Origin of the sequence: Lentzea pudingi (genome assembly GCF_014646255.1) — a bacterium.
GTDB classification, from domain to species: Bacteria; Actinomycetota; Actinomycetes; order Mycobacteriales; family Pseudonocardiaceae; genus Lentzea; species Lentzea pudingi.
Map to the genome: position 1 here is coordinate 81,118 of NZ_BMNC01000008.1, position 25,949 is coordinate 107,066.

Below are 25,949 nucleotides of genomic sequence, written 5' to 3' on the forward strand. Positions count from 1 at the left end.
GCTTGCCGGGTCGCGGAGCCGAACAGCAGATCGACGCTCGCGACCAGCCGGCTCGGTGCCGCGCTATCGCGGCACCGAGCCGGCCAGTCACGAAGCTCAACCCTTCGGCGGCTTCAGCATCGGCACGAGCGCCAGCGCGGGCAGCAGCAACAGCGGCACGACCAGCAGGGCCCGCAGCACCCCCACCTCGTTCCCCAGGAACCCCACGAGCGGCGGCCCGGCGAGGAACGCGGTGTACCCGATGACCGCCACCACGCTCACCCGGGCCGCTGCCTTCGCGGGATCGTCGGCGGCGGCGCTCATCCCGACCGGGAACCCGAGCGCCGTCCCCAATCCCCACACCGCCACGCCCGCGATCGCCACCGCGGGAGACCCGGCGAACACCGCCAGCGTCACGCCGGACGCCGCGAGCACCATCGAGACGAGGATCGCCGGCACGCGGCCCCAGCGGTCGAGCGCGATGGTGCCGAAGATGCGGCCGAACGTCATCGTCGTGACGAACACGCCGAACACGATCGCGCCCAGTGCCGGGTCGAGGGTGTAGCCGTCGATGAACGCGACCGCCACCCAGTCGTTCGCGGTGCCCTCGGTGAACGCCAGCACGAGCACGAGGAGTCCGATCAGCAACGTGCGGGGCTCGCGCCACGCGGCCATGACGCCGCTGCCGCGACCGTGTTCGGCCTCGCCCGCCAGCTGGTACGTGCGGGACGCGAACAGCGTGCCCACGGCGACCACCGCTGCCACCGCGCCCAGGTGTGCGGTGACCGGCAGCACGGCCCACGCCACCAGGGACGCGAGGCCCGCGGCGGCGACGGTGCCGAGGCTCCACATGGCGTGGAAGCGCGGCATCACCGTCTTGCCGAGTGCGCGTTCCACCTCGGCGGCCTCGACGTTCATCGCCACGTCGCACAGGCCGGAGCCGTAGCCGAGCGTGAAGATCCCGATCGCCGTCAGCACGGCCGACGGGTGCGCGCCGATGCCGACACCGGCGACCGCGAGTCCCACCGCGACGGTCACGGCGGACACGGCCACCGTCCGGCGTGGCCTGAGGCGGTGCGTGACCTCGCCCGCGGTGAGCATCGCCAGGCACGCGCCCGCCGACATCGACAACAGCAGCAACCCCAGCGCGCCCGGTGTCAGGCCGAGGGCGTCGCGAGCGGCGGGGACCCGGGCGAACCAGGTCGCCACGGCCACGCCGTTCAGTCCGAAGGTCACCGCGACCCCCGCTGCGGCGGCTCGGACCTGACTGCGCGGCACCGTGACCGACATCCCGGTCCCTCCCTTTCTCGATACTGAAAGTCTTACCCCACACATGGAAGCGCTTCCACCGCAATACTGTCGTGATGACGGCAGAACACACCGCCACGCTGGACGACGTGGCACGGGCCGCGGGCGTGTCCCGGGCCACCGCCTCACGTGTTGTCACGGGACAGGGCCCGGCATCACAACACTCCAGGGACAGGGTCACCGCCGCGGTGGCCGCGCTCGGCTACGTGCCGGACGCCTCCGCCCGCGCGCTGGTCACCCGCACCGGCACGCGCCTCGCCATCGCCGTCATCGGCCACACCGCCGCCGTGCTCGACGATCCCTACGTCGGCCGCGTGCTGACCTCGGCGGCGCACGTCGCGGCCGAACGCGAGGTCGGCGTCTCCCTGCACTGGTTGCCCTTGCACGATCCCGGTTCACTCGCCCGGCTCGCCGACGGCCGCGGGCTCGGGGGCCTCGTGGTGGTGAACCCGACGCGTCCCGCGCTGGACACCGTGCCGCGCTCCCTGCGCGGACGGGTCGCCGCGGTCGGGGTCGGCACGAGGCACGTGCCGTCGTTCGACGTCGACAACCGCTCCGGCACCGACGGCGTCGTGCGGCACCTCGTGCGCAGCGGCCGGAGCCGCATCGCGATGGTCACCGGACCGTCCTGGCTGCCGTGCGGCGACCGGGCCGTCGAGGCCTACCGGAAGGTCCTGCACGACAGCGGCGGCGAGCCCAGGGTCGTTCCAGGCGACTTCACGGCGATCAGGGGCGCCAAGGCCGCCATCGAGATCATGGCGCGGTGGCCGGACACCGACGCGGTGTTCGCGCTCAGCGACCTCACCGCGCTCGGTGTCCTCGACGGACTGCACGCGCTGGGCGTGCGGGTGCCGGGCGACGTGGCGGTCGCCGGGTTCGACGACATCACGTTCGCGGGACTGAGCCGGCCGGGGCTCACGACGAGCACGCACCCCGTCGAGGAGATCGCCGCGGCGGCGGCGCGGGCGGTCCTCGACCGTCGCGACACCTCCGGGGCGACCTTCTACCCCTCCGCGCTCGTCGTCCGCGACAGCGCCTGATCATTCGATCGAACAGGACTGGCCGTTGAACGTGAACGCGCCGGGAACGGAGTTCGCACCGCGCACCGAGCCGTTGAAACCGATCGTCACCGAATCGCCGGGCGCGATTCGCGGGTTGTAGTCGGCGTTGACGGCCGTGACGGTCGCGCCGGACTGCCGCACCCTCGCGTTCCACATCTCCGTGACGGTCTGCCCGTTCGCGAAACCCCACCGCAACGACCAGCCCTCGACGGCCGTAGGACCGGTGTTGCGCACGCTCACGTTCGCCTGGAAGCCTCCCGGCCACTGACCGGTGACGCGGTAGGCGACGGCACAGGTCCGCGTGGGCGGCGCCGGTGCCGACGGCGGTGGCACGGTGGTCGTGGGGCGAGGTGGCGGCGGCGGCGGAACCGTCGTGGGCACCGGCACGATCGTCGTCGTGGTCGGGCGTGCGGCGGCGGAACCGTCGCACGGCGGACCCCACAGGCCCTTGCGCGCCGCCGCGGCCTCGGACTCGGCGGTGATGAGCGCCCCTCCGTCGACCCCTTCCGGCCGCAGCACGCCCTGCCGCACCGCGAGCAACGCGTAGTCCGTCCCGTCCTCCAGCGCCAGGTTCACGTCACCGGACAGGACCGGGCTGATGCGGACCGCGCTGGCCAGCAAGGTCGTCCTGGCGAACGTGAGCGCGCTCCCGGCCCAGCACTCCCCCGGCGATGCCAGCTGGGCGATGCGTGCCTTCGTGCCGTCGGCCAGCTCGACGGTCCTGCTGTCGACGACGTCGCGCACGAAGTGCAACACGTCCTGGGACCGCACCTCCTGGTTGATCAGGGAGGGCGGTTTCCAGGGCGTGCGGGGAGAGGGTGCCGGCGCCGGTGGCCCCGCCGTGCACGCTCCGGTGAGCAGGACCAGGGCCACCAGCAAGTGCTTGCGCATCAACATCTATCCCAGGGACCAGCGTTGGTTGGGGCCCGAAGTCGCGTGGTACAGCCCGATCCGGGCACCGTCCTCACGCGACTCTCCGGCGACGTCGAGCAAGCTTCCGTTCCGCGCGTTGACGAACGTCCACGTGCCGTCCCCGGTGGACGACAGGACCCACCGCGCGGACGGACCGTCGGACGAGGTCAGCACGACGTTGCCGCCGTCGGCCGCGATCCGCTGGCCGGTGGCCTTGTTCACGACGGAGAACTGGGCGCGGTTGTCATAGCCACCCGTCCTGCGCTCCAGACGCCACACCTGGTTCGCCGCGGCCGGGTCGGTGGTGCGCTGGACGAGCGAGGTGCCCGAGGGCGCGAGGGACTTGCCGCTCTGCACACCGGTGAGCCGGTGCTCCCCGCCGAGGGCGGCCGCGCGGTTCACCCCGCTGACGCCGTTCACCTCGAACGTGGTGACCGACTTGGGCGGCACGGACAGCGTTGCCTTGCGGTCCTTCACACGCACGGCCGCGCCCTTCATCAACGCGCCGTACTGGTCGGTCACGATCGGACGGACGGACGCGCCCGGCCGCACCGAGGCGAACGACGACAGGTCCAGCGTCACGGACTGCGCCTGGTCGCTCTTGTTCAGGTGCACCACCGACTTCAGCTCGGTGTTGCGCACCGCGGCCACGTCGGTGGTGGTGTTCACCTTGATCAGACGGTCACCGGGCTTCACGAAGTGCGTGAAGTTGCGCAGCGCGTGGAACTTCGTGTTGACGCGCGCCGGACAGGTCGCGAGCGTGTCCTGGGCACCGCAGTTGAACGGAATCTGGATGACGCCCCAGTTCATGCCGTTCGGGGACTCGGCGCCGGGCGTCATGTTGTTGTAGTCCTCGACGGCCTGCCACAGCAGCCAGGCACGGGGTTCCAGCTCGCGCAGGTCGTCGATCACGCGCTCGGCGATGCCGAGGCCGGGTTCCATGCTGGTGAAGCTCTGCCCGGTGCCCCAGTGCCCGTCGACCTCGCTCATCCAGAGCGGCTTGTCCGAGCCCTTGGCGATGTCCCGCGCGGACGTGCGCCGGCCCGTGCCGTAGGTGTGCACGTTCAACTGGCCGACCTGGTCGCGCACCGCGGCCGGGTATCCCGCCCAGTCGTCGGCGAAGATGCCGGGGTTGGTCTCGTCCGGCGCGGAGACGGCGGCCTTGAGCTTGTTGACGCGCAACGCCTGCGCCATCGCGGGCACGACCTTCGCCTGCAGGGCCGGGCCGAGGTGAGCGCCTTCCTGCCGCCCGCCCGTCGGGTTGCCGTCCGGGCCGAGGGTCGTGCGCCAGTACGAGGTGTTGGGCTCGTTGAACGGGTCGACCGTGGCGAACCTGATGCCGTGGGCCCGTTCCAGCTCCGCGGTCGCCTGCGCGAGGTAGGCGGCGAAGTCGCCGATCCTGTCCTCCCGCAGCTGGTCCGCGTTCGGGTCGAAGCCGCCCGACACGTACCCGCTCACGGTCTGGAACCACGGCGGCGAGTTGCTGAACGACTCCCACCGGGTCACGTCCTGCTTGATCCGGTCCACCCACCACCGCTGGCGCGGGTCCGCCGCCTTGTCGAAGAAGCGCGGGTCGTTCGGCTTCCACCAGTCGGTGTCCGCGCGGGTGGTGCCGGCCGGAGCCTTCCACCAGCCGGGGACCGCGGCGCCCGCGCGCAGGTACTGCGGAACGTCCGGCGCGTTGCCGCCGCCGATGTTGTACCGCGCGATGTTGAGGTTGAGCCCTTCCTCGCCGAACAGCAGCTCCGCCAGCTGGTCGCGGATCTCGTCCGGGTAACCGCCGGTGGCGTTGGCGAACCACACCAGGCTCGTGCCCCAGCCCTGGAACGGCTCCTGCTGGTAGGTCGGATCCGGTCTCACCGTGACGGCCTCGACGGCGGCCGTGGCAGGGGCCGCGGTGGAGAGGGTGAGCGCCGAAGCGGCGAGCAGAGCGAGAAGTCTGGTCATCGGTTCTCCGTTGAACGCGCGATGTTCACGCTAACATCTATCGAGAACCTACTGGGGAGTCAAGGTCCTGCCGGACGGAGGCGCGACCGCCGGCAGGACCCCTGGGACGCTCGCCCCCGAGGAGGCGGGCCCGCTCGCCCGAGCCCCGAGGAGAGCTACTTGAGCGAGCAGGTTGCGAAGCGTTCCAGTCCCTCGGGCCGTGCCCCCACGCGGCCGATGGCGGTCTCGATGCGGTTCAGCGCCGCAACCCGCTTGTCCTTCAACGGACCGAGAATCGCGTTCTGCACGAAGTTCGGACCGCCCTGACCCACCGTGGTGCGCAGCCTCTCGTTCGCCTCGGCGATCTGCTTGTCGAGGTTGGCGAGCTCCCGCTGCACCTCGGCCTGCGCGGCGGCCGGAGCCGCCGGAACGACCGGCTGGGGACATGCGATCGAGCTGCCCGCCGCCGTGCCGCCCGTGCCATTGTTGGAGCCGGTCGACGCCGGCTTCGAGGTCGCCGGTGGGGCGGCCACGGGCGGCGCCTGACCAAGTCCGCAGGTCGCGAACCTCTCCAGGCCCTCCGGCTTCTCAGCAACCCGGCCGATGGCGGTCTCGATGCGGTTCAGCGCCGCAACCCGCTTGTCCTTCAACGGGCCGAGAATCGCGTTCTGGACGAAGTTCGGCCCGCCTTCACCGGCCGACGTGCGCAGCCGGTTGTTCGCCTCGGCCATCTGCTTGTCCAGGTTGGCGAGCTCCCGCTGCACCTCCGCCTGCGCGGCGGCCGGCACCGCCGGGACGACCGGCTGCGGGCACGCGATCGCACCGGTCCCGCTCTCTCCACCGGCGAAGGCGACAGCCGCGGTCACCGCCGTCAACGTCGCGGCGACAGCCACTCCGGCGACGATCACACGCTTGCTCCGCTGCGGTCGTGCATGCGCTCTCGACATGTTCGAACCTCACGACTAGGGGACGTTTTCTGCCGGCATACCGGGATACGTACCGGGAAAGTGAAGGGTTCAACTACTTGTGAGCGTTCACAGCTTTTGGCATGCTCACGATCCATTCCGCAGTACCGCACCTGCGAAGAACCAGGGAACAGCCATGCCTTCAGCAGACAGAGTCGTGCACGAGCAGATCCCGTTGCGAGTTCGGGGAGTGAACCTCAGGGTCGCGTCGGTGCGCAGGGAGGGCGTCGACGCCCCCGTCGTCTTCCTGCACGGGTTCGGCACGAGCAAGGAGGACTACCTCGACGTCCTGCAGCGGCACGACTTCGCCGGGAGGTCGTTCCTCGCCTACGACGCGCCGGGTGCGGGTGCCACGGAGTGCGCCGACCTCGCCGCGGTGGACCTGCCGTTCCTCGCGGACGCCCTGCACGAGGTGCTCGACCACGCGGGCATCGGACGGTTCCACGCCGTCGGGCACCTCACCGGCGCGCTCACGGTGCTCCTGCTGGCCCGCAGGGATCCGGGCCGGCTGCTGAGCTTCGTGAACATCAAGGGAGTCCTCGCGCCCGAGGACTGCGTGCTGAGCCGGGAGGCGTTGCGCCACCGCGACCCCGCCGCGTACGTGTTCGCGCTGGCCGAGCGCAGCCGCGAGACCCCCTGCTACGGAGGCGGGCTCTACGCGGCGAACCTTCCCTCCAAGGTCCGCCGCGGCGCCATGCCCCCTCTGTTCCGTTCCATGGTCGAGCTCGCCGACCACGAGAACCTGCTGCAGGGGTTCCTGTCACTGCCCTGCCCGAAGATGTACCTCTACGGCGAGCAGTGCGCGGGCCTGTCCTACCTGCCCCTGCTCGACGCGAACGGGGTGGAGCTGGCGGAGATCCCGCACAGCGGGCAACTCCCCATGTACTCCAACCCCGTCGCGATGTGGCGGCAGATCGCCGAGTTCCACGCCCGTCAGTTGATTCCCAGCGCCAGGCGGTGGTAGGCGGAGTTCCAGCGCAGCCGGTCACCGAAGGAGGCCGGGGTCGTCGCGGAGTCGATCAGCACGAGCTCCGTGGCGGCCATCTGCGCGAAGTCCCGCAGCACCTCGGCTCCGACGGCCTGCGTCATCACCGTGTGGTGCGGTCCGCCCGCGGTGAGCCAGCACTCCGCTGACGTCGAAAGCGACGGCTCCGGCTTCCACACGGCCCGTGCGACCGGCAGCTTCGGCAGCGGCTCGTCCGGCTCCACGACCGTGACCTCGTTGGCCACCAACCGGAACCGGTCGCCCATGTCGGCCAGGCCCACCACGACGGCGGGACCGGAGGCGGCGTCGAACACCAGCCGCACCGGGTCCTCCCGGTCCCCGATGCCCAGCGGGTGGATCTCGCACGACGGCTGGGCGGAGGCGATCGTCGGGCACACCTCGAGCATGTGCGCCCCGAGGATCTTCGGTTCACCCGGTCCGAAGTGGTAGGTGTAGTCCTCCATGAACGACGTGCCGCGGCCGGTGCCGGTGCCCATGGCCTTCACCGCGGCCAGCAACGCCGAGGTCTTCCAGTCGCCCTCGCCGCCGAAGCCGTAGCCGTCCGCCATCAGCCGCTGCACGGCGAGACCCGGCAGCTGCCGCAACCCGCCCAGGTCCTGGAAGTTCGTCGTGAACGCGCCGAACCCGCCGTCGTCCAGGAACGACCTCAGGCCGATCTCGATGCGGGCGGCGTAGCGCAGCGAGTCGTGCCGCTCTCCCCCGCGCGCCAGTTCCGGGCTCAGCCGGTAGGCCTCGGCGTAGTCGGCCACCAGGAGGTCGATGCGGGCGTCGGGCACCGCGTCGACCACGGCGACGAGGTCGTTGACGCCGTAGGTGTTGACCGAGACGCCGAACCGCAGCTCCGCCTCGACCTTGTCGCCCTCGGTCACGGCGACGTCGCGCATGTTGTCGCCGAAGCGGGCCAGCTTCAGCCCGCGCAGGTGGGCCACGCCGGTGGCGGCGCGGGCCCAGCCGTCGATCCGGTCCGCCACCACGGGATCACTCGCGTGCCCCGCGACCGTCTTGCGCGCCACCCCGATCCGCGTCTGCACGTAGGCGAACTCGCGGTCGCCGTGCGCGGCCTGGTTGAGGTTCATGAAGTCCATGTCGATCGTGGACCACGGCAGCGCCTCGTTGAGCTGGGTGTGCAGGTGCAGCAGCGGTTTGCGCAGCAGGTCCAGCCCGGTGATCCACATCTTCGCCGGGGAGAACGTGTGCATCCACGCGATCACGCCGACGCACGACGGGTCGTTGTTCGCCTCCTGCATGACCTTGCGAATGGCGCCGGAGTCCGTCAGGACCGGCTTCCACACGATCTCCGCGCTGATCCGGCGGGAGTCGGCGAGCATCCGCTGGATCTGCTGGGACTGCGCCGCGACCTGGTCGAGCGTCTCGGGGCCGTAGAGGTGCTGGCTGCCGGTGAGGAACCAGATCTGGGGCTTGTCCGCCATGTGCTCTCCTTCTGGGCTCACTGGCCGTAAACGTTCTGGTAGCGCTCGTAGAGCTTGTCGACGTCCCGCTTGTCGATCACGTCGGGCTTGCCGAGCTGGAGTGCGAAGTGGACGGTGCGGGCGACGTCCTCCAGCAGCACCGCGGCCTTCACGGCCGCCTTCGCGGTCGCGCCGACGGTGAACGGGCCGTGGTTGCGCATCAGCACGGCCTTGGACCTGCTGGTGCGCAGGGTGTCGACGATGCCCTTGCCGATCGAGTCGTCGCCGATCAGCGCGAACGGCCCGACCGGCACGTCGCCGCCGAACTCGTCCGCGATCATCGTCAGCACGCACGGGATGGGCTCCCCGCGCGCGGCCCACGCTGTGGCGTAAGGAGAATGCGTGTGCACGACACCGCCGACGTCGGGCATGTGCCGGTAGACGTACGCGTGCGCCGCCGTGTCGCTCGACGGCGCCAGCTCGCCTTCCTTCAGGTTGCCGTGCAGGTCGGTCACGACCATCGCGTGCGGACCGAGCTCGTCGTAGGACACACCGGACGGCTTGATCACCATCAGCTCGTGGCCGGGCACGCGGGCCGACACGTTTCCTGCCGTCCAGCTCACCAGCTCGTAGCGGGTCAGCTCGCGGTGCAGGTCGGCGACCGTGCGGCGCAGCTCTGCGGTGGGAGACATCAGCTCTTCCCCTCCAGAGCGGCGCGGCGGTACTCGCGCAGCCGGTGCATGACATCGTTGGCACCGCGGCCGAAGTAGTCGTGCAGCTCCTGGTAGTCGAGGAAGAGCCGTTCGTACGCCTCGACGTTCTTCTGCACGGGCGTGAAGACGTTGCGCCGTACGGATCCCATCGCGGCGGCGGCCTCGCGGATGTCTTTGTGCGCGCCCGCGGCCACGGCGGCGTGCATCGCGGAGCCGAGGGCAGGCCCCTGCGCCGAGCCGATCACCGACAGCGGCAGGTTCACGACGTCGGCGTAGATCTGCATCAGCAGCGTGTTCTTGGTGAGCCCGCCGGCGATCACGAGCTCCGTGACCGGGACGCCGGAGTCGGTGAAGGTGTCGACGATGACGCGCGTGCCGAACGCCGTGGCCTCGAGCAGGGCGCGGTAGACGTCCTCGGCCTTCGTGGCGAGCGTCTGGCCGACGACCACACCGGACAGTTCGTGGTCGACCAGCACGGACCTGTTGCCGCTGTGCCAGTCGAGCGCGACGAGCCCGTGCTCGCCGACCTCCTGCCGTGCGGCCAGTTCCGAGAGCAGCTCGTGCACGCTGATGCCGCGTTCGGCGGCCTCCTCGTGGTAGCTCGGCGGCACCTGGTTGCGCAGGAACCACGCGAAGATGTCCCCGACGCCGCTCTGCCCGGCCTCGTACCCCCACAGCCCCGGCACGATGCCGCCGTCGACGACGCCGCACATGCCCGGGACCTCGTGCAGCTCCTCGCCGCTCATCACGTGGCAGGTGGAGGTGCCCATGATCGCGACCATCTGGCCGGGCCCGACGGCCTGCGCGGCGGGCGCGGTGACGTGGGCGTCGACGTTGCCGACCGACACCGCGATGCCCTGCTTGAGGCCGGTCCATTCCGCTGCTTGAGTTGTGAGCGTGCCCGCCTTGTCGCCCAGCGCGGACAGCGGGTGGTCGAGCTTGTCCGCGACGAAGCCCGCGAACTCGGGGTTGAGGCTCTTCAGGAACTCCTCGCCCGGGTAAGCACCGTCCTGGTGGATGCCCTTGTACCCGGCCGTGCAGGCGTTGCGCGTGTAGGTGCCGGTGAGCTGCCAGACGATCCAGTCCGCGGCCTCGACCCAGTGCTCCATGGCCGCGTAGACCTCGGGCGCCTCTTCGAGCACCTGCAGCCCCTTGGCGAACTCCCACTCCGAGGAGATGAGTCCGCCGTAGCGCGCGAGCCAGGGCTCCTTGCGCTGACGGGCCAGCTCGTTGATCCGGTCGGCCTGCGGCTGGGCGGCGTGGTGACGCCACAGCTTGATGTAGGCGTGCGGGTTCTCCGCGAACTCCGGCAGATCGCACAACGGCGTGCCGTCCCCGGTGACCGGCACCATCGTGCAGGCGGTGAAGTCGGTCCCGATGCCGATCACCTGGTCCGCGGAGATCCCGGCCGCCTCGACGGCCTGCGGGACGGCGGTGCGCAGGACGTCGAGGTAGTCGGCCGGGACCTGCAGTGCCCACTCCGGCGGCAACGGCCGGCCGGTGGCGGGCAAGACCTGGTCCACCACTCCGTGGCGGTAGTCGTGCACAGCGGTGCCGAGCTCGGCGCCGTCGCGGACGCGCACGACCACGGCGCGGCCGGACAGCGTGCCGAAGTCGACACCCACCACGCACGCGTCGCGGTCGATCGTCATGTCAGTCACCAGCTGAGTGTTATCGCTAACAATCAGGGAGTCAAGATGTGCCTGATACATCGTGATTTCCCTGCGAGTGGGGGAAATGGGTGGGAGGTGAGCGCACGACAACGCGACGGCGCCGGGACCGGCTCGGATGGGGCGCGCGGTGGGGCGGGGCTGGCCGTGTGGGGGTGGGGTGACGGCCGAGGTCGGAGGTGGGGTGTGGGCCCGTGCGAACACGCACGCCTGGGACCGCCGCCGAGGTGCGGGACGGGTGCGGGCAGCGCGTCCGAGGAGGCTTCCGAGGTCGGGGACGGGGTGCGGGCAGCGCCACGCATGGCCGAGACCGTCGGCGAGGTCGGGGACGGGTGCGGGCAGCGCCACGCATGGCCGAGACCGTCGGCGAGGTCGAAACCGAGTGCGAGCGGAGGAGTGCCGTGCCTGGGACCCGCCTACAATCCCCGCCGAGGCTGGGGCCGGGATGCGCCGGGGAACCGCGCTGCGGCCGCCGAAGCGCAGGCGGGGTGCGCCGGGGAACCGCGCTGCGGCCGCCGAGCCGCAGGCGGGGTGCGTCGGAAGCGTGCACTCGCGGAGGTCCGGAAGTGGTGCGCGGGAGCTCGCGCTCATCGAAGTCCGGGCGAGCGCACCCGGAGCCCGCGCTCGTCGAGCTCCGGCAGGGGTGTCGAAAGCCCGCGTTCAACGAATCCGGGCGGTGCGCTGGGACGCCGCTTGCCTGGACTCGCCGGGTCACCGCAAGGGTGGGCCACCGGCGGCAGCGGGCGACTGCGTGCCACCTGCCCCACGCGCTGGGTCGCGGCCGAGAGCCTCTCCCGTCAGCGACAGGCGAGCCCTCCCCCGCACGCCGCACTTCCGCATGGCCGGCATGGCGGCGAAGTCCCGCCGTCCGCGCCGCTCGCTTCGTTGAGCCGCGTCACGCCGCACCACCCGCAAGCGCAGGGCCACCTCGGGGCGAGGCCACGCCGCACCACCCGCAGGCGCGGCGAGGACGGCCCCGAACGCTCCTCTAGCGGGGCGGTGGCGCCACGCTCTCCCGCTTCACCAGCTTCGGTGCCACGTGCCGGCGCGGCCGGGCCGTCTCGCCGTCGCTGATCTGCTCGAGCAGCAGGCCGAGCGTCTCGTGTGCCACGGCGGCGAAGTCCGGGCGCACGGTCGTGAGTGGCGGGATGAAATAGGCCGCTTCCGGCACGTCGTCGAAGCCGACGACACTCACGTCGTGCGGCACCTTGCGGCCTCGTTCGCTCATCGCCCGCAGCACGCCGAGGGCGAGGTGGTCGTTGGAGCAGAACACCGCCGTGACCTCGGGCATCCTGGCCAGCATCTGTCCTGCCCGGTAGCCGGAGGCGGCACTCCAGTCGGCCGCCACCACCGGCGGGACCTCGGCGCCGCACGCGTCGAGGGCCGCGCGCCAGCCCTGCACCCTGCCCGCCGCGTCGAACCAGTCGGCGGGGCCCGAGACGTGCCAGACGGTTTCGTGGCCCGCGTCCATCAGGTGTTTCGTGGCCTCGAACGCTCCGGTTCCCTGGTCGACGGTGACCAGCGGGGTCGGGCGGTCCGGGTCGCCGTCCACGGTCACTAGCGGGACGCCGGCCGGGACGTCGGCCAGTGCGTCGGCCGCGGACGAGTTCGGGGCGATCACCACGATGCCCGCCACCCGCTGGTCGCGGTGGCGTTCCACGGCCGCGGCGATCGAGTCGCGGTCGAGCACCTTGACCCTGCCGACGCTGACCGCGAACCCGGCCTCTCCCGCCGCCTCCTCGAAGGCGGACAGGAGCGAGGCCGGGCCGTACAGGGTCGAGTTCTGCGCCACGACGCCGATGAGCTGCGTCTTGCCGGTGACCAGCGCGCGGGCCGCCCGGTTGGGGCGGTAGTCGAGCTCCTTGATGGCGGCCTGCACGCGCAACCTGGTCTGCTCACGGACGTTCGGGTGGTTGTTGAGCACACGCGAGACCGTCTGGTGCGACACCCCGGCGAGTCGAGCGACATCGGTCATCGCGGGGTCACGCGAGGTCTTCTCCACTGGCGGTCTCCGATCCTTGATCTGCGCCGGTGATGTTAGCGATAACACCAGGCCGGCATCGATGCAGTGCTCATTGTCCACTCATTGCAGGCGGAATGTGGCACGTCTGCGCGCGTCGCGGTTGTTATTTGGTCTGGACAACACGAGACGACCGGTGTCATGTGCGAGATATGTGTCCGCGCCGGCACGCAGCGATACCGCGGTGCGGTCCGAGAGTCCTGGTATACGAACGAAGCTCGCCGCACGGCCGTACGCGTCGGTGTCCTCGAACGGGTCGATGCGGACCTGGTCCCCGTCCACCCGCACGTAGCGGTCGGGGAAGTTCACGGACTGCAGCGCGACCGTGCCGGAACCCAGAAATCCCGGTACGAACCGGAACTGCGAGTCGGCGACGTCGCGGACGTTGCCGTCGACCCGCAGCCGGTACTCGTAGTGCCGCACCACCAGCGACGGCGCGTCCAAAGGCGACAGCCGGACGATCGGCCCGCCACGGCCGACCGGGACGCCGAACGACGGGGTGCCGTCCGCGTTCCAGTGCAGCCGCTGGACGCGGGTGTGCCGGTTCGGGTCGAACAGCGGATCGCCGGTGATGTCGCGGTAGTCGCGCGCGTGGTAGACGAGCACGTCGGCCGACCCCACCGTGGTGAACGAGTTGTGCCCCGGCCCGTACTGCGAGGTCGCGGCGTTGGTCGTGAACACCGGCGAGGGCGACTTCGTCCACGACCGAGCGTCCAGCAGGTTCGCGTTCTCATCGGCGGTGAGCAGGCCCATGCAGTAGCGGGCGTCGGTGGCGCTCGCCGAGTACGTCACGAACACGCGGCCGTTGCGGATCAGCACCGCCGGCCCCTCGTTCACCTTGAAGCCCTGCACCTCCCACGGCAGCGTCGGCGTCGCGATCCGCACCGGCGCGCTCTTCAACGCGAGCGGTGAGGCCATCTCGGCGATGTAGAGGTTCGAGTTGGTGGCGATGCCGGGCTCGCTCTGCGCCCACAGGAAGTAGCGCTTGCCGCGGTGCGCGAAAGTGGTCGCGTCGAGTGTGAACGTGTCCCAAGCCGTCACCATCTGCCCGCGCAGCACCCAGCCGCCCTCGCGCGGGTCGGCGTTCGGCGACTCCAGCACGTAGGTGCGGATGCGGAACGGTTCGTCCTTGTCGCCCGCGGCGAAGTAGACGTACCACTTGCCGTCGATGCGGTGCAGTTCCGGCGCCCAGATGTACCCGCCCATCTTCCCCGACGCGGGCCGCCGCCAGATGGTGCGCTCACGGGCGGCGGTCAGACCGTCCAGAGTGGACGCGCCCCGGATGACGACCCGGTCGTACTCGGGCACGGACCCGGTCAGGTAGTACATGCCGGCGGTCGGCGGCGTGATGAACGGGTCGGCGCGCTGCTCGACGAGGGGGTTGCCGGTCGGCACCTCCGCGACGGGTTCGGCGGCGGTGGCGGTGGGCGTGGCGGAGGTGAGCGCGCCGGTCGCGGCGAGCACACCACCCGTGGCCAGCAGAGATCGTCGGGTGATCACGAGCGGCTCCTGATCCGGAGGAACGTGACGGAGTGGGGCGGGAACGTGTGGGTGAAGCTGCTCGCGACCTTGACCTGCTCGGCGCGCGAGCGGACGGGCTGGGCGAACTCGGTGTTCACGTCGTCGGGACGGGCCTCCAGCACGGTCGCCCGCGCCGTCGAGGACACCGGGACGCCGAGGTCGACGCGCGTGCGTGCCGCGTTGTCCTGGGCGTTGACCACCTTGACGATCAGCTCACCGGTGGCGAGGTCGCGCGTGACGACCTGGCGGAACGGCTCGGCCAGCTTGTCGTCGGTGAACTCGCCCCACTTCTGGCCGTCGAGGAACAGCGTGACGTGCCGGCCGCGGACCTCGACGCGCACGTCGTACGTGCGGCCGGTGTCGATGCGGGTGTTGTTGCTGACGAGCACGCTCTTGCCGCCGCCGACGGCCTTCTCGACCGCGGACTGGGTGTTGTTCCAGCCGCCGAGGTTCCACCAGTAGTAGTTGCCGGTGTCCTGCACGCCGAACGCGACGAGGAAGCCCTCACGACCGGACTGCTTCGTGGCCTTTAGGTTCAGCGTGTAGTCGCGCCAGGTCTTGTCCCCCGCCGTGACGAGCGTGTCCTCGGCGGCCGCGTCGGACTGGACGTAGGCGCCGTTCACGACGTTCCACGCGCCACGGCCGGACTTCGTCCACCGGGCGTCGGTCCCGGAGAAGTCGTCGCTGAACAGCGACTGCCCGGACGCGTTGGTCACGTTCACATCGTCGTAGCTGGCGGCCGTGGCCCAGGTCGAGAGGCCGATCGCCCCCGTGATGGGCGCCTGGGTGGACGGCGTGGCGGACGCGGTGCTCGGCACGACGTGGTCGCCCACGTTGTTCATGAAGAGCTTCTGCACCTCGTAGCTCGCCGAGCCCCACGACGCGTGGTTGTTGAACCAGATCATGTCCGGGCGCCACTGGACGTAGTCCTCGTTGGCCAGCAGCGGCGCGTAGGAGGCGAGCTTCACGACGTCGGCGTTGCGTTCGAGCCCGGTCATGAACGCCGCTTCGCTCAGCGCGTTGGAGAACTTGTTGTCCTGGGAGGCGTACTCGCCGAGGAACACCTTGGGACCGTTGCGGTCGTAGGAGTCGTAGCGGTTGTTGTTCTCCAGGAACCATCTCGGGCTGTTGTAGTAGTGCTCGTCGATCATTTTCACGCCGGCCTGCTTGTTCAGCTGCCACAGGCGGTCGAACGTGCCGCCGGTGTCGTCGGGGCCGGAGTTGCTGACGACGGTGATGGCCGGGTACTTCGCGTTGATGGCGTCGCGGAACTTCGTGAAGCGCGCCATGAACTCGTCGGGCAGGTTCTCCTCGTTGCCGACCGCGAGGTGGGTGAGCTTGAACGGCTTGGGGTGCCCCATCTCGGCGCGCTTGCGGCCCCAGACCGAGTCGGCGGGACCGTTCGCGAACTCGATCAGGTCCAGCGTGTCCTGGATGTGCCGCTGCAACAGCGCGGGGTCGTCGGTGGCGCGGTTCTGCCCGCAGCCGGTGACGAGCGCCGGCACGACGGGCAGCGGCATGGCGCCGACGTCCTCGGAGAACTGGAAGTACTCGTAGTAGCCGAGACCGTAGGACTGGTTGTAGCCCCAGAAGTTCCAGTTCGTCGCGCGCTGCTCGACCGGGCCGATGGTGTCCTTCCACTGGTACGAGCGGCGGCGCTCGAAGTTCGGCGCGTCGTAGCCGTAGTGGCTGCCGGTGTTGACCAGACAGCCGCCGGGGAAGCGGACGAAGCCGGGCTTCAGCGCGGCGATCTTCTCGGCGAGGTCTCGGCGCAGGCCGTGGCCCTTGAAGGTGTCCTGCGGCAGCAACGAGATCATGTCGAGGCGCAGGGTGCCGGTGCCGCCGCCGGTCACCAGGAGCCTGCCCGTCGTGGTGGAGCTCTTCGCGCGGATCGTGCCGCTGTACCGGGTCCAGCCGTCGCCGCGGACCTGGACCTCGACCGGGTCACCCAGGGCGGTGCCGGCGGGGTCGGTGATCGTGGCGGTGAGCTGCGCGGCCTGATCGGCACGCGCCCACACGGAGAAGTCGTAGCGCTGGCCGCTCCGCACGGCGATGCCGCTGTTGTAGCCGGAGTTGATGACCCCGGCGGGCAGGCCCAGCTTCAGGTAGCGGCGGTTGCGCTCGTTCATGCGGCCGCTGTCGTCGGCGACGTCCACGGTGCCGCTGTGCGGCGCCCAGGAGGTGAGGCCGTGGTAGCTCGCGTTGTCCGCCGGGTCGTACTCGAACGAGCGGTTCTGCACCAGCTCGGCGTACAGGCCGCCGTCGGCGGCGCGGTTGATGTCCTCGAAGAACACGCCGTACATCGAGTCGTCGATCGACGGGCCCTTCCCGGCCGTGTCGATCTTCAGCGTGTAGTCGGTTTCGGCGGCCGCCCCGGATCCGGGAACGGCGACCAGCAGGCTGGCCGCGAGAGCGGCGCTCAACAGGACGTGCTTGCGGGGCACAGGTTCCCTCCAAGCTCGGAAGTGAGCGTTAACATAGGGCTGCCAACTCGTTACGAGCAAGACCTTGACGCGAAAGTTGTGAGCGTTCACTCTTGTCCACCTGACAACCGCGGACACGCGGTCGAGCTCCGCGACACCGTCGTCACCCCGGAGGAATCCCAGTGCTGAAGAAGATCACGACAGTCGCCAGCGTGGTCCTGCTGAGCGCGCTCACCGCGTGCGGTTCAGGAGACGGTGCGGGCACCGGTTCGTCCGGTAGCGGCACCATCACGATGGGCTTCGCCCAGGTGGGTGCGGAGAGTGGCTGGCGCACCGCCAACACCAAGTCGATCCAGGACGAGGCCAAGGCGGCCGGGATCGAGCTCAAGTTCTCCGACGCGCAGCAGAAGCAGGAGAACCAGATCAAGGCGATCCGCTCCTACATCCAGCAGAAGGTCTCGGTGATCGCGTTCAGCCCCGTCGTCGAGACCGGCTGGGACACCGTGCTGCAGGAGGCCAAGCGCGCCAACATCCCGGTGATCCTCACCGACCGCTCGATCGACTCCGACGACACGTCGCTCTACAAGACGTTCCTCGGTTCGGACTTCGTCGAGGAGGGTCGCAAGGCCGGCGACTGGCTGGTGGCCAACGCCTCCGGCCCGACGAACGTGGTGGAGCTGCAGGGCACCACGGGCGCGGCGCCCGCGATCGACCGCAAGAAGGGCTTCGAGGAGAAGATCGCCTCCAAGTCCGACATCAAGGTCGTCGCGTCGCAGACCGGTGACTTCACCAGGTCGGGCGGCAAGCAGGTCATGGAGGCGTTCCTCAAGTCCCAGCCGAAGATCGACGTGGTGTACGCCCACAACGACGACATGGGCCTGGGCGCGATCGAGGCCATCAAGGCGGCCGGCAAGGTGCCCGGCAAGGACATCAAGATCATCACCGTGGACGCGGTGAAGGACGGCATGCAGGCCCTGGCCAACGGCGAGATCAACTTCATCGTCGAGTGCAACCCGTTGCTGGGCAAGCAGCTGATGGACCTCACGAAGAAGGTCGTCGCCGGTGAGCAGGTGCCGGAGCGGGTCGTGACCGAGGAGGGCACGTTCACGCAGGAGCAGGCGAAGACCGCGCTCCCGCAGCGCCAGTACTGAGTCCGCCCGCTCCACGAGAGACTGTCGGTGGTCGTGGTCGCACCAGCCCGCGACCGCGACCACCGACTCCCCAAGCCCGGGGGGCCCGTCACACGCGCGCATCCGCGTGACGGGCCCCGCGGTCCCAGCGACGAAGGCCAGCGCCCATGACCGAGTCACCGCCGCCAGTCGTCGAGATGCGGGGCATCAGCCTCGCGTTTCCCGGCGTGAAGGCGTTGCAGGACGTCGACTTCCGGCTGTTCCCCGGTGAAGTGCACGCCCTCATGGGCGAGAACGGCGCCGGGAAGTCCACCCTCATCAAGACGTTGACCGGCGTGCACCGTCCCGACGCCGGTGAGACGGTGCTGGCGGGCGAGGCCGTGGCGTTCTCCTCCCCCGGCGAGGCCCAGCACGCCGGGATCAGCACGGTCTACCAGGAGGTCAACCTCTGCGCGAACCTCACGGTCGCGGAGAACATCCTGCTGGGCCGGGAACCCCGCCGCCTCGGCGGCATCGACTTCCCGGCGATGCGGCGCCGTGCCGCGGAGGTGCTCGCGCGCATCGGCGTGCACATCGACCCGGCGTCGAGCCTCAGCGAACACCCGATCGCCGTGCAGCAGCTGGTCGCCATCGCCCGTGCGATCGCGGTCGACTGCCGCGTGCTCGTCCTCGACGAGCCGACGTCCAGTCTGGACGCGGGCGAGGTCGCCGAACTGTTCCGGATCATGCGGGTCCTGCGCGACGAGGGCGTGGCGATCCTGTTCGTGTCGCATTTCCTCGACCAGGTCTACGAGATCTCCGACCGGATGACGGTGCTGCGCAACGGAATGCTCGTCGGTGAGCACCTCACCGCGGACGTGGACCGGCGCTCGCTCATCTCGCAGATGATCGGTCGCGACCTCGGCACGCTGGAGGCGATCGAGGACGCCGCCGAGAAGCGCACGGCCCAGGGCCCGGTGCTGGTGCAGGCCGAGGGCCTCGGCAGGCGCGGCGCGATCGAGCCGTTCGACCTCGAGATCCGCGCGGGTCAGGTCGTCGGCCTCGCGGGCCTGCTGGGCTCCGGGCGCACGGAACTGGCCCGGTTGCTCTTCGGCGCCGACCGCGCGGACTCCGGCAGGCTGCTCGTGGACGGCGCACCGCTGCGCCTGCGCGGCCCCCGCTCGGCGATCGCCGCGGGCATCGCGTTCAGCTCGGAGGACCGCAAGGGCGAGGGCCTGGTCGCGGACCTCTCGATCCGCGACAACCTGGTGCTCGCGATGCAGGCGGCGCGCGGCTGGACCCGCCCGCTGCCGCGCCGGACCAAGGACCACCTGGTCGAGAAGTACCTGAAGGCACTGGACATCAGGCCCGCCAACCCGGACGCGCTGGTGCGCACCCTGTCGGGCGGCAACCAGCAGAAGGTCCTCCTGGCGCGCTGGCTCGTCACCGAACCACGCCTGCTGATCCTCGACGAACCGACCCGCGGCATCGACATCGGCGCCAAGGCCCAGATCCAGCAGCTCGTCACGACGCTGGCGGCGGAGGGCACCGCGGTGCTGTTCATCTCCGCGGAACTGGAGGAGGTCGTGCGCATCGCGGACCGGATCGTGGTGCTGCGCGACCGGCGCAAGATCGCCGAGCTGGACGGCTCGGCGACCGGCGTGGACGAGGTCGTCGAACTGATCGCGGGCGGCGCGGCGCCGGACAAGGAAGTGGTCTCATGAAGAACCGCCTGTTGTGGCCCTTGCTGGCACTGGCCGCGCTCCTGCTGCTGAACCTCGCCGTCACGCCGTCCTTCTTCGCGCTGCGCATCCAGGACGGCCACCTCTACGGCGGTCTGGTCGACGTGCTGAAGAACGGCGCGCCGACCCTCCTGATCGCACTGGGCATGACGCTCGTGATCGCCACCCGCGGCATCGACCTCTCCGTCGGCGCGGTGGCCGCGATCGCGGGCGCGGTGACGTGTGTCCACATCGGAACGTCGGACAGCACCGGTACCGCACTGGCAGGCATGGCGATCGCGCTCGTGCTCTGCGCGGTGCTCGGACTGTGGAACGGGTTCCTGGTGGCGGGCATGGGCATCCAGCCCATCATCGCGACGCTCGTGCTGATGACGGCCGGGCGCGGCGTGGCGATGCTCGTGACCGAGGGCCAGATCGTCACGGTCAACAACACGGCGTACCGGCAGGTCGGCGCCGGGTTCGTGGTGCTGCCGGTCTCGATCCTGATCAGCCTGCTCGTGCTGGGGCTGGTGGCGTTCGTGACCCGCAAGACCGCGCTGGGTATGCTGATCGAGGCCGTCGGTGTGAACCCCGAGGCGTCGCGGCTGGCCGGCGTGCGCTCACGGACCATCATCTGGACCGTCTACGTGTTCGCCGCGGTGTGCGCGGGCATCGCCGGGCTGATGATCAGTTCCAACGTCAGCGCGGCCGACGCGAACAACGCCGGGTTGTGGATCGAGATGGACGCCATCCTCGCCGTCGTCATCGGCGGCACGTCGCTCGCGGGCGGGCGGTACTCGCTCACCGGCACGCTGATCGGCGCGCTGATCATCCAGACCCTCACCACGACCGTCTACACGATCGGCGTCGCCCCGGAGGTGACGCTGGTCTTCAAGGCCGTCGTCGTCATCGCCGTGTGCCTGGTCCAGGCACCCAAGGCCCGTGCCGCACTGAGCTTCCGGAAGGTGGCCGTCTCATGACCGCTCTCGCCCCTCGGGTGCCGACGCGGTTCCTGCCGGTGCTGGCGACCGTCGCGCTGTTCGTCCTCGCGTTCGGGGTCGGTTCGGCGCGCTACGACGGCTTCGCGTCCGGCCAGGTGATCGCGAACCTGTTCATCGACAACGCCTTCCTCATCGTGCTCGCGGCGGGCATGACGTTCGTGATCCTCAGCGGCGGCATCGACCTGTCCGTCGGCTCGGTCGTGGCGTTGTCCACGATGATCACGGCGTCGGGTCTCAAGGCCGGGTGGCCGGTTCCGCTCGTCATCGTCGTCGTCCTGCTGACCGGGTCGACGCTCGGGCTGCTGATGGGGCTGGTGATCCACAAGTTCGACATCCAGCCGTTCATCGTCACCCTCGCCGGCATGTTCCTGGCCCGCGGCCTGTGCTTCCTGATCAGCGTGGAGTCGGTGTCCATCAAGGACAAGACGTTCCGCGCCGTCGCCACCGCCGCGATCGAACTTCCCGGCGGCGTCACGATCACGTACAACGTCGTGATCGCGCTGCTGGTCGTCGCCGCCGCGATGTACGTGCTGCACCGCACCCGCTTCGGCCGTTCGGTCTACGCGGTGGGCGGCAACGAGTCGTCCGCGCTGCTGATGGGCCTGCCGACGACCCGCGTGAAGGTCGGTGTGTACGTCATCAGCGGCCTCTGCTCGTCGCTGGCCGGACTGCTGTTCAGCCTCTACATGCTCTCCGGCTACGGACTGCACGCGGTCGGCATGGAACTCGACGCCATCGCGGCCGTCGTGATCGGCGGGACGCTGCTGGCGGGCGGTGTCGGGTACGTGCTCGGCGGGCTGGCCGGAGTGCTGGTGCTCGGCACGATCCAGACGCTGATCTCGTTCCAGGGCACGCTCAGCTCGTGGTGGACGAAGATCGTGATCGGTGTGCTGCTGCTGGTGTTCATCGCGGTGCAGAGGACTATGGTTCGGCGGTGAGACGCACCCGCCCCCTCCTGCTCGTCCTGCTCGCGGCGGTGGTGGCGGTCTTCGGTGTGGTGGTGCTGCGCGACCGGCAGGGCGTCGCGGGCACCGCCGTGGCGGGCCCGACCACCACGACCACAGTCACGACCACGGCCGCCCATCCCGCGACCACCACGTCACCGCCGGTCACGACCACGAGCGCGCCTCAGACTTCCAGCGCCGCTCCGAAACCAGCGGCGGCGCGACGAACGGGCGTCGCGACGTTCTACGACTCCGACGGCGGCGGCGCGTGCTCGTACGACCCCGGCCCCGACCCGCTGACCGCCGCGATGAACGAGGCGGACTACGGGAACTCGGCGGCGTGCGGCGCGTTCGTGCTGGTCGAGGCAGGCGGGAAGAGCCTGACCGTCCGGATCACGAACCTGTGCCCGGCGCCGTGCCGGCCGGGCCAGCTGGACCTCAGCGCGGAGGCGTTCGCGCAGCTCGCACCGCCTGTGAAAGGCGAGATCCCGATCACCTGGACGATCATCAGCCCGGAGACGTCGAAGACCATCGGGATCCGCTACAAGTCCGGCTCCAGCCAGTACTGGTGCGGGATCCAGGTCCTCGACCACCGCAACCCCGTGGCACGGCTGGAAGTGCAGGCGGGCGGACGGTGGCGGCAGCTGAAACGCGCCGAGTACAACTACTTCCTCGCCGAGGACGGCGCCGGCTGCGGCGGGTCGATCGCGATCACGGACGTCCACGGCGAACGCTTGGTCGTGAACGCCCTGTCGGTGAAGCCCGACACCGTCCAGCCCACGACGCTGCAGTTCCGTCGTGCGGGGGAATGAGACGGTGATGGGTACAGGCCGCCCTGCGGTGGTCTCAGCGGCAAGGTTTGTACCGCGTGGTGCGACGGTGGCTCCGGCCTCTTAGATGGCTCCGTGGCCAATGACGCCCGATCGATCGTTCTCCGCCGCTACTGGCAGCACGTCATCGAGTTGGCGCTCTTGTGCGTCGCCGCCGTCCTGAGCCTGGTCCTCGGCGTGCTGCTGTCGTTGCCGCTGATCAAGCTCGGAGCACCGAAGGAGGTGTTCACGTGGATGCCGGTGGCGACGGTGGTCGCCGTGTCGTTCCTCGGCGTGTTGTGGGTCGAGATCTGGTACCCGTACCGGCACGGCGGTTCGACACCGGCGATGCGATGGCTCGGGCTGAGGATCACCACCGTGCGCGGCGGCGAGCCGTCGTTGCGGGACTACTTCGTGCGGTGGTTGCTGATGGCGGTGGACGGCTTGCTGCTGGGACTGGTCGGCGCGGTGCTGATCGCCGTGACGCCGCGCCACCAGAGGCTCGGTGACATGGTCGCCGGCACCGTGGTCCGCCGCGTCACCTGAGCAACCCGTTGCGCCAGGCCCAGATCGCCATCTCGGTCCGGTTGCGGGCGCCGATCTTGGCACCGGCGTTGGTCACGTGGGACTTCACCGTGGACAACGAGATGGTCAGGTGCCGGGAGATCTCGGCGTTGGTCAGGCCGCGGCCCACCGCGAGCACCACATCGAGTTCGCGGCCGGTCAGCGGGGTGCCGTGGCCGCGACTCCCGCCCGCGGTGAAGTGGGCGAGCAGGCGCACCGTGACGGCGGGTGAGACCAGTGCCTCTCCCCTGACCGCGGCGTGCACGGCCTCCACCAGCAACCGCGGCCGGGCGTCCTTCACCAGGAACCCGCAGGCTCCGGCGAGCAGAGCGGCGTAGACGTTCGCGTCGACGTCGTAGGTGGTGACGACCAGCACCCGCAACGGGTCCGCGACGCCGGGTCCCGCCAGCAGTTCGGTGGCGCGCAGGCCGTCCAGCTTCGGCATGCGGATGTCCATCAGCGTCACGTCCGGCCGGAGCTGCCGGGCCAGGCGCACCGCCGCCTCGCCGTCGGCGGCCTCACTGATCACCTCGATGCCGGGTTCGGCGTCGAGGACCAGCCGGAAACCGGTGCGCACCAGGGTCTGGTCGTCGGCGACAAGCACGCGAATGGTCATCAGATGCCCCTCGGCAGGCCGTCGAAGTCGTCCGGGATCCGGGCGGTCACCCGCCAGCCACCGTCCCCGTGCGGGCCCGCGGTGAGCTCCCCGCCCAGCGCGGCGATCCGCTCGGTCATGCCGGTCACGCCGTGCCCGCCCCCACCGGGAGCGCCGGGGAGCACGCCGTCGTTGTCGACCTCCAGAACGAGTTCACCCTGCTCGGACCGTGCCGAGACTCGCACGACCGCGGCCCGCGAGTGGCGGCGCGCGTTGGTCAGCGCCTCCATCACCACCCGGTGCAGCGCGACGGAGACCTGTGGTGGCAAGGGAAACGCCTCGACGTCGGCGGCGATGTGCACCGACGCGTCCCCTGCCGCCGCTCGCACCACGTCCCCCAGCACGAGGCTCGGGGACGGCAGCGGGTCGTCGCTGCGCAGAACGCCGACCAGTCCGCGGGTGGCGGTGAGAGCTTCGGCCGCCGCCTGTTCGATCTCGTCGTAGACCTCGGCGGGGTCGTGGGAGGGCACGGCCTGGGCCGCGCGGGTCCGCACCACGATGCCGGTGACGTGGTGCGCCACCAGGTCGTGCAGGTCGCGGGCGAGCTGCAGCCTGTCGTCGCTGCGGACGCGTTCCAGCTCACGGCGGTGCCGGGCGTCGGCGTCGCGCATGATCAGCCCCAGCACCATCGCGGCACCCCAGGCCAGTGCGGCGGCCACCGGGAACAGCGAGTCGAGGCCGTAGCGCACGATCGGAGCGAGCACGACGGTGACGCAGGCGGCGGTGGCGAACACCGCCGCCCGCGCCGGAGGAAGCCGGCGGCATCCGGCGGCGGCCAGCAACAGCACCGCCAGCACCTCCGTCACCGGCGGTCGCACGGGAGCCCGTTCCACGAGCCCCGCGACCGCTGTCCCCGCAAGCGACAGCACGATCACCGCGCCCGCCAGCAGCTCGATCCGCCGGGGGAACCTGCGCCGCAGCACCGCGAGGACCGCGGCGGCCTCCCCCGCGTACGGCACGACCATCGCGAGCAGCGGGCCCAGCAGGCCTCGTGGGCCGTCCCCGTCGACCGCGAGCACCGCGTCCACGACCACCGCCACGAGCAGCGCGCCGACCTCGGCCACGAACACGCTGCGCCGCGCCGGCGTTCCGGTCATGCGGGCATTCTCGCCCCCACCCCCGTGACGGATTACCCCGCCCTCTTCACGGTGTCGAAGTAGACGTTGGAGGCGGGCAGGTAGCTCGCCACCACCGCCATCGCCGCCACCAGCGCACCGCCGTACGCGGCCAGCGTCGCCGTCCCCTCGCCGATGAACAGCGACGCCACCTGGAACACCGTGAACACGGTCAGCACCACCCTGGCCCAGTTGCGTCCCGATCGGAGCTTGAAGGCGAGCCACAGCTGCACCAGCGCGATCACCACCGCGATGCTCGCGAACAACACCTGCGTGAAGGTGGCGGCGCTCTGCAGCTGCTCTTCGGTCATCGTCGTACCCGACGCCCTCAACGCGTCCACGAGGTCGTCGTGCGAGCCCACCAGGACACCCACGGACGTGGCCGCGAAGACGCACGACACGAGAAACCCGGTGAACGCCGCGATGACGGTGCCCGGCGGCGTGGTCCTGCCTGTTGCAGTAGTCATGATCACGACCGTAGGAGCGCGGGGAAGTCGTTGCACCACAACGGGTTGTCATCTCGTACTTTCGGACGAGAGCCCGGTTGCGGCGGAGTGGCACCACCGCCAGCATGCCGGGCCCGTCCGTCACGGCGGCGGTCCGCGCACGCCGTGCAGTCCACGAACGTGCGGTTCTCCGTTCGCTGATCTGCGGGGGAATGAAAGGTGCCGCAGAATCGTTGATCGTGGACATGGCAGACGTGAAGCTCAGCCCGACCGAATGGGTGCAGAAGCAGACCGAGACGATCCTGGAGACGGGCACGACCGAGGGGGTCAAGGTCCTCGGCCGGCCGATCGTGCTGCTGACGGTGCGCGGCGCGAAGACCGGTGCTCTTCGCTACACCCCGGTCATGCGCGTGGAGCACGAGGGCAGCTACGCCGTCGTCGCCTCCAAGGGCGGCGCACCCGAGCACCCCACCTGGTACCACAACATCAAGGCGCACCCGGAGATCGTCCTGCAGGACGGCACGGCGGTGAAGGAGTACACCGCCCGTGAGGTCGACGGCGACGAGCGGGCGCAGTGGTGGGAACGGGCCGTCGCGGCCTTCCCCAGCTACGCCGAGTACCAGGAGAAGACCGAACGGCAGATCCCGTTGTTCGTGCTCGACCCGAAGTGAG

At 70.3% G+C, this 25,949-nt stretch carries 22 protein-coding genes; 9 read left to right on the top strand and 13 right to left on the bottom strand.

The window, feature by feature from the left end; genetic code table 11:
* Window positions 1-96: 96 nt before the first annotated feature.
* Entirely contained in the window at window positions 97-1,269 is a 1,173-nt protein-coding gene (locus IEY88_RS26895) for an MFS transporter (protein ID WP_189157634.1), read from the bottom strand.
* A gap of 74 nt (window positions 1,270-1,343) precedes the next feature.
* On the opposite strand from IEY88_RS26895, the gene IEY88_RS26900 reads away from it, so the two are divergent.
* Entirely contained in the window at window positions 1,344-2,327 is a 984-nt protein-coding gene (locus IEY88_RS26900) for a LacI family DNA-binding transcriptional regulator (RefSeq protein ID WP_189157635.1), read from the top strand.
* Here the strand turns inward: IEY88_RS26900 and IEY88_RS26905 are convergent, their stop codons facing one another.
* The 3 genes from IEY88_RS26905 to IEY88_RS26915 form a co-directional block, all read right to left on the bottom strand.
* Window positions 2,328-3,239, bottom strand: coding sequence for a cellulose binding domain-containing protein (locus tag IEY88_RS26905; RefSeq protein WP_189157636.1), 912 nt, complete (start codon window positions 3,237-3,239; stop codon window positions 2,328-2,330).
* A gap of 6 nt (window positions 3,240-3,245) precedes the next feature.
* Window positions 3,246-5,207, bottom strand: a complete 1,962-nt coding sequence (locus tag IEY88_RS26910) for an RICIN domain-containing protein (protein ID WP_189157637.1) — start codon at window positions 5,205-5,207, stop codon at window positions 3,246-3,248.
* Window positions 5,208-5,362: 155 nt separating this feature from the next.
* On the bottom strand, window positions 5,363-6,094 hold the full coding sequence (locus IEY88_RS26915) for a hypothetical protein (protein WP_229693799.1): 732 nt from the start codon (window positions 6,092-6,094) through the stop codon (window positions 5,363-5,365).
* A 193-nt stretch (window positions 6,095-6,287) separates the two neighbouring features.
* Between IEY88_RS26915 and IEY88_RS26920 the strand changes: the two genes are divergently transcribed.
* On the top strand, window positions 6,288-7,115 hold the full coding sequence (locus IEY88_RS26920) for an alpha/beta fold hydrolase (protein ID WP_189157639.1): 828 nt from the start codon (window positions 6,288-6,290) through the stop codon (window positions 7,113-7,115).
* Here the strand turns inward: IEY88_RS26920 and araA are convergent.
* The 6 genes from araA to IEY88_RS26950 all read right to left on the bottom strand — a co-directional run bounded on the left by araA (window position 7,085) and on the right by IEY88_RS26950 (window position 16,934).
* Complete coding sequence (gene araA / locus IEY88_RS26925; protein WP_189157640.1) at window positions 7,085-8,587, bottom strand: L-arabinose isomerase; 1,503 nt, start codon at window positions 8,585-8,587, stop codon at window positions 7,085-7,087. The two genes, IEY88_RS26920 and araA, sit on opposite strands and share 31 nt — an antisense overlap.
* A 17-nt stretch (window positions 8,588-8,604) precedes the next feature.
* Window positions 8,605-9,258 (bottom strand): L-ribulose-5-phosphate 4-epimerase, encoded by a 654-nt coding sequence (locus tag IEY88_RS26930; RefSeq protein WP_189157641.1) that lies wholly within the window; start codon window positions 9,256-9,258, stop codon window positions 8,605-8,607.
* Window positions 9,258-10,931 carry a ribulokinase gene (araB, locus tag IEY88_RS26935; RefSeq protein ID WP_189157816.1) on the bottom strand — a complete coding sequence of 558 codons (1,674 nt, stop codon included), beginning with the start codon at window positions 10,929-10,931 and terminating at the stop codon, window positions 9,258-9,260. Before araB ends, IEY88_RS26930 begins: the two co-directional genes overlap by 1 nt.
* Window positions 10,932-11,937: 1,006 nt before the next feature.
* Entirely contained in the window at window positions 11,938-12,924 is a 987-nt protein-coding gene (locus IEY88_RS26940; protein ID WP_189157817.1) for a LacI family DNA-binding transcriptional regulator, read from the bottom strand.
* Between the two features lie 108 nt (window positions 12,925-13,032).
* Complete coding sequence (locus tag IEY88_RS26945; protein ID WP_189157642.1) at window positions 13,033-14,469, bottom strand: family 43 glycosylhydrolase; 1,437 nt, start codon at window positions 14,467-14,469, stop codon at window positions 13,033-13,035.
* On the bottom strand, window positions 14,466-16,934 hold the full coding sequence (locus IEY88_RS26950) for an alpha-L-arabinofuranosidase family protein (RefSeq protein ID WP_229693800.1): 2,469 nt from the start codon (window positions 16,932-16,934) through the stop codon (window positions 14,466-14,468). The genes IEY88_RS26945 and IEY88_RS26950 overlap by 4 nt, the downstream gene beginning before the upstream one ends.
* A 155-nt stretch (window positions 16,935-17,089) precedes the next feature.
* Between IEY88_RS26950 and IEY88_RS26955 the strand changes: the two genes are divergently transcribed.
* From IEY88_RS26955 to IEY88_RS26980, 6 genes are all read left to right on the top strand, one after another.
* Window positions 17,090-18,064, top strand: coding sequence for an ABC transporter substrate-binding protein (locus IEY88_RS26955; protein WP_373294196.1), 975 nt, complete (start codon window positions 17,090-17,092; stop codon window positions 18,062-18,064).
* Between the two features lie 146 nt (window positions 18,065-18,210).
* Window positions 18,211-19,746: a sugar ABC transporter ATP-binding protein gene (locus IEY88_RS26960; protein WP_189157644.1), complete on the top strand. Its 1,536-nt coding sequence runs from the start codon at window positions 18,211-18,213 to the stop codon at window positions 19,744-19,746.
* Window positions 19,743-20,723, top strand: a complete 981-nt coding sequence (locus IEY88_RS26965; RefSeq protein ID WP_189157645.1) for an ABC transporter permease — start codon at window positions 19,743-19,745, stop codon at window positions 20,721-20,723. The genes IEY88_RS26960 and IEY88_RS26965 overlap by 4 nt, the downstream gene beginning before the upstream one ends.
* Complete coding sequence (yjfF, locus tag IEY88_RS26970; RefSeq protein WP_189157646.1) at window positions 20,720-21,682, top strand: galactofuranose ABC transporter, permease protein YjfF; 963 nt, start codon at window positions 20,720-20,722, stop codon at window positions 21,680-21,682. Before IEY88_RS26965 ends, yjfF begins: the two co-directional genes overlap by 4 nt.
* Window positions 21,679-22,500, top strand: coding sequence for an expansin EXLX1 family cellulose-binding protein (locus tag IEY88_RS26975; RefSeq protein ID WP_189157647.1), 822 nt, complete (start codon window positions 21,679-21,681; stop codon window positions 22,498-22,500). The genes yjfF and IEY88_RS26975 overlap by 4 nt, the downstream gene beginning before the upstream one ends.
* A 93-nt stretch (window positions 22,501-22,593) precedes the next feature.
* The gene (locus IEY88_RS26980) at window positions 22,594-23,043 is read left to right on the top strand and encodes an RDD family protein (protein WP_189157648.1); all 450 of its coding nucleotides are present in this window, start codon (window positions 22,594-22,596) and stop codon (window positions 23,041-23,043) included.
* Here IEY88_RS26980 and IEY88_RS26985 read toward each other — a convergent pair.
* Genes IEY88_RS26985 through IEY88_RS26995 form a run of 3 tightly spaced genes read right to left on the bottom strand, consistent with a single transcriptional unit; the run spans window position 23,036 to window position 25,298 of the window.
* Window positions 23,036-23,677, bottom strand: a complete 642-nt coding sequence (locus IEY88_RS26985; RefSeq protein ID WP_189157649.1) for a response regulator — start codon at window positions 23,675-23,677, stop codon at window positions 23,036-23,038. The genes IEY88_RS26980 and IEY88_RS26985 overlap by 8 nt on opposite strands.
* Complete coding sequence (locus IEY88_RS26990) at window positions 23,677-24,813, bottom strand: sensor histidine kinase (RefSeq protein WP_189157650.1); 1,137 nt, start codon at window positions 24,811-24,813, stop codon at window positions 23,677-23,679. The genes IEY88_RS26985 and IEY88_RS26990 overlap by 1 nt, the downstream gene beginning before the upstream one ends.
* Window positions 24,814-24,845: 32 nt before the next feature.
* Complete coding sequence (locus IEY88_RS26995) at window positions 24,846-25,298, bottom strand: hypothetical protein (protein ID WP_189157651.1); 453 nt, start codon at window positions 25,296-25,298, stop codon at window positions 24,846-24,848.
* Window positions 25,299-25,522: 224 nt separating this feature from the next.
* Here IEY88_RS26995 and IEY88_RS27000 point away from each other — a divergent pair, with 224 nt between their 5' ends.
* Window positions 25,523-25,948 (top strand): nitroreductase family deazaflavin-dependent oxidoreductase, encoded by a 426-nt coding sequence (locus IEY88_RS27000; RefSeq protein ID WP_189157819.1) that lies wholly within the window; start codon window positions 25,523-25,525, stop codon window positions 25,946-25,948.
* Window position 25,949 lies beyond the last annotated feature (1 nt).